This is a genomic window from Paucilactobacillus suebicus DSM 5007 = KCTC 3549 (genome assembly GCF_001434475.1).
Taxonomy (GTDB): Bacteria; Bacillota; Bacilli; order Lactobacillales; family Lactobacillaceae; genus Paucilactobacillus; species Paucilactobacillus suebicus.
Window position 1 is genome coordinate 1 of record NZ_AZGF01000058.1, and the last position, 4074, is coordinate 4074.

Here is a 4074-nt window from a genome sequence, read left to right on the forward strand (position 1 = left end):
TGTACCTGTAACAGTCACATCACTTAAGCCAACTGCATTACCAAGAGCATCTGTAGCCGATACAAAGTTATCTGCTGAAGACCAAGATGTGCTTGGGCCAGCAACTAAGGTTGTATTTTTGGTATTAACTGCTGCTTTTGAGGCGACAACCGTGATTGTAGCAGTGCTTGAAACTAAGTTGCCGGCATCATCGGTATAGCTATATGTGACATCATATGTTCCTGGTGTCGTTGTATCAGCAGTTCCTGTGACAGTCACATCACTTAAGGTAAGAGGATTACCATTTTCATCAGTTGCCGATGTGAAGTTATCCGCCGCTGTCCATGCTGGTGTATCAGGCCCGGCTATGACAGTAGTGTTGGTTGTCTTAACAGCTGCTTCTGAAGCAACAACTGTAACGTTTGCTGTATCTGTTTCGACGTTACCCTGAACATCAGTATATGAGTAAGTTACTTGATAAGTACCAGGGACTGTTGTATCAACCGTTCCGGTAACAGTCACATCACTGAGATCAACTGGATCACCATTTTCATCAGTTGCTGAAACAAAATTATCCGCTGCTGTCCATGATGTGCTTGGGCCGGCAACTAAAGTAGTATCTTTAGCAGTTACCGAAGCCTGTGATGCGACGACAGTGATTGTAGCAACTTCACTAGTAACATTCCCTTCAGAATCGGTATAGGAATAAGTTACCTGGTAAGTACCAGGGACATTCGTATTAACAGTCCCGGTAACAGTGACACCACTAATTGATAAAGCATTACCGTTCTCATCCTTGGCGGATACAAAGTTATCTGCAGCTTCCCATGTCGTGTCTGGTCCGGCAATTAGAGTGCTGTCTTTAACATTAATTGCGGTTTGAATACTTGTCACATAGACTGTGTATGTGGATCCATCGACTAAAGCAGTAGGATCTGTAATCGTTGTAGTATCTGGTGTATACGTTTCAGTATCCGTTAATGTTCCTGAGTTAATGCTAAGCGAATCCTCGAAATACTTTGTTGGATCTAACCCTAGTAATGCTAAAGTTGCAACAAGATCGGCACGGCTGTACGTGTCACCGTCTTGGCCTTGAGTTGTAATAGTTTTAATTATGTCACCAGTCACAGTGTCAACAACATTGTAGGTATCCACAACATTAACGTGAGTGTAAGTCAAAGTTTTACCAATTCCTGGATAGTAAATCGCAGCTATATTCGCATCAGGAATATTACTTCCAAGGGTACTGGAATCAATTGACACATAGTTTGAGCCTACAGAGCTAATAGTATTGTCACCAATACCAGCATACAACACTGAATAATCTGCTAATTCATCCAATGTATTGGCATTAACTTGTACAGATGAAGGTGTTGTGTCAGTACTCGAAGCAGTTTCAACTGTAATATCCAATTCTGGAGTTGCTGAATTAGACTCAGTCCTTGTTGCACCATCATTTGGTCTAAAGTAGAATACTTCACGACCATCACTAGTATTATTTAGCTGGTAAACATCTAGTGATGATATTTCGAATCCATCAGCCTGAAGTGTGGTTAAAAAAGTATTTGCATTGGTTTGAAGTGTCGTTAGATCAGCCGTTATAGACGTTGGTAACACAATGTAAAAACCGTACATATCCTCGTTAACTGCAAAACCAGAATAAGGATAGACTTTTAATGTTGTAGTAGAATTGTACAAAATATAGCCACTTGTAGCATATGGATTAGTTCCTGCAATACCAACGAAAAAATTGGAGAGATTAGGAACAGAACTAATTTCTTTTGCGGTGACTGTTGTGTCATCAGCAGCTACCATTGCTGAAAACGCCTTTGGTGCAACTAACGCTGACGATACCGAACTAGTTGCGGCGCTGCTAGCAGCCACTAAAGTATTAGCACTTGTAGAAGTTAAACCATCAGTAGATGTGCTATTTGTATCACTTGAAGAACTACCTGCCGAGGTGGCATTAGAAGTTTGAGCAGAAGAAGCACTCGTTGCTTCACTAGCACTCGTGGCACCGGATGCTGAAGTTGAAGAGCTGTTCTGGTTAGTAGCATTAGAAACTGATGATGAACTGGCAGCTGAGGAAGCCGTATCACTATCATTTGAGGCAGACGTTGCCGCACTGTTTGTAGTATCTGCAGTAGTTGCTGTTGCACTCGCAGCGCTTAAAGTAACACTATTTGTATCCGCCGCCGATGAACCCTCTTTTGTGAGACTAGCATCTGAAGTTCCTGTTGAAGCGTCAGCATGAGCAGTCACTTGGTTAGCAGCTACGACTCCCGTAAACAGCATTAAACTGGAAATTCCTCCAATTAACCATGACTTTCCGCTTTTATACAATTTAAAGTGAGTTTTTTCTTCACCCGTGTACTTAGAATTATTGTTTTGCATATTTGAATCATCCTCCAATTAAACATTTATATAAACTACTGAGTTTAGCCAATTAATATTATTCATAACCTTAAACTTAAAAGTTTTTCATCCCCAAACTAGCCAATAAACAATTAAATTTTTCCTAATCGAATATGCTGAAATATTCTATTACGTAATCACTTATTTCAGGACAGACAAAATGGCTTTAAATGCACTCATATAGCTAATTATAGCTCCTTATGGCCATTTTACTTAAGCATTGATTAAAAGTAAACATCAACGCTAAAAAGCAAATAATGTGATCACATGTTAAATGGTATTTTATATATTAATTTATCAATTCTATACATATATACATAAAAAGATTAACTATAAATTAATGTCATTATTTTCAACACAAAGTCGTTTAAAAAATTAAAATTTTGTATTATCATCCATGCTGACTGGTCTATCAAAACAATCAAATGTTTGAGATAAATCACAAAATTATTAACATAGGTCAATTACCATTGAAAAGCTAGCTGATATGATTATGTCAATCAATTAAATGGAGGTTGTTATTATGTCAACATACGAAAATCAACAAGCATGGAAAGATGTCGAAAGCTTTTTACCAGAGGAATATCACTACACAAATACTTATCATCCTGAGGAAGAACATTGGAACTGGCGTGGTAACAATGTTCACTTAGATACATTCCGCAATCCAGATGCCAAAGCTAAAATTATTATGTTCCACGGTGTCGGTACTAACGGCCGTCAAATTTCAATGATCATCGGTGGCCCACTAGCAAAAGATGGTTTCGAAACCATTTCCGTAGATATGCCAACATATGGTGTGACCGATGTAGCACCACACAAAATTATCAGTTACGATGATTGGGTTCAGTGTGGTTCTGACATCATTGACGCTGAACTTGCCAAGGATGATCGTCCAATTTTTCTTTATGGTCTTTCAGCTGGTGGAATGGAAACTTATCATGTAGCCGCACGCAACGGTAAAGTTAAGGGGATCATTGGGATGACTTTCTTGGATCAACGTAGCAAAGACGTGCAAATGACGACCACTAATAACTGGTTCTGGGGTACATTTGGCATTCCGATGACTAAGTTAGCAACTAATACTGGTTTATCTGGATACAAAATGAAAATGAGCATCCCTTCAAAGATGTCAGCATTAGTCAATGATCCTGATTGCTTAAAAGTCATGCTTGATGACAAAACTTCCGGTGGCAACAAGGTCTCAATGCGGTTTATGAATGATTATATGACTTATTCTCCAGACATTGAGCCCGAGCACTTCACCGTTTGCCCAATTTTGTTAACACAACCAGACGCTGATAAATGGACACCGCAGCGTTTGAGTGATCCCTTCTTAGATCGAATTACCCATGTTAGTGTCACTAAAAGAAAATTACGTAATGGTTCACACTATCCAATTGAAGAAACAGCTTTAACTGACCTGCACAAGTACATCTTGGAATTCTTGAAAGATAATATTAAAGATTAAGGAAACTAAGATAAATTCGACTCAAAAGGCTCCCAACCGAATTGGTTGGGAGCCTTTTGAGTGGCTAGTAGTGATTATCAATACCTGTGATTAAAAACGAATCGCTGATGGTAAACAAAAAGAACACTATCTCACCCACTAGGCTACGCATAATGTTCTTTCTATATTTTATATAATTATTGGGCTAGCTGGGTTCGAACCAGCGCATC

Annotated in this window: 2 protein-coding genes; one reads left to right on the forward strand and one right to left on the reverse strand. The window is 39.1% G+C overall.

The genetic code is table 11. From position 1 onward, the window contains the following. Nucleotides 1–2373 (reverse strand): bacterial Ig-like domain-containing protein (locus tag FD16_RS12315; protein ID WP_056938573.1); only part of this gene is annotated, 2373 nt, incomplete at its 3' end. Nucleotides 2374–2917: 544 nt separating this feature from the next. Here FD16_RS12315 and FD16_RS12320 point away from each other — a divergent pair. Further along, nucleotides 2918–3865 carry an alpha/beta hydrolase gene (locus tag FD16_RS12320; RefSeq protein ID WP_010623025.1) on the forward strand — a complete coding sequence of 316 codons (948 nt, stop codon included), beginning with the start codon at nt 2918–2920 and terminating at the stop codon, nt 3863–3865. Nucleotides 3866–4074: the final 209 nt, after the last annotated feature.

Bases quoted from the DNA above. Each gene is read 5' to 3' on its own strand.
- FD16_RS12320 (WP_010623025.1), top strand. From the start codon at position 2,918: ATGTCAACATACGAAAATCAACAAGCATGGAAAGATGTCGAAAGCTTT.